Origin of the sequence: Bacillus sp. SIMBA_074 (assembly GCF_046534555.1) — a bacterium.
Classification (GTDB): Bacteria; Bacillota; Bacilli; order Bacillales; family Bacillaceae_G; genus Bacillus_A; species Bacillus_A mycoides.
The window spans coordinates 1-232 of record NZ_JAWRYM010001310.1; the positions used below are offsets into that span (position 1 = coordinate 1).

Sequence of the window (232 nt, forward strand, 5' to 3'; positions counted from 1 at the left end):
GGTAATTCAGACGCTCTTCGAAGCCAACATGAATCATTTAAAATATGTGCCCTATTATCCGGGAGTGGAGCTGCTACATGACGAATACCGCTACGCGATTACATTTGGTACACCGGATGTGATGCCGCGGTATTCAGTAGAACTGATAGACATCGGAATTCGGCATATCCATATTCATGATTTGATTGTACTGGGGCGTAAGGTCGGGATTCCAGTGGAACGTGAAAAAGAG

The 232-nt window shown here is 45.3% G+C and carries 1 pseudogene; it reads left to right on the forward strand.

Going from position 1 to position 232, the window contains the following annotated elements:
* Positions 1-28: 28 nt before the first annotated feature.
* Positions 29-232, forward strand: a pseudogene (locus SB773_RS34945) (transcriptional regulator); the annotation flags it as partial.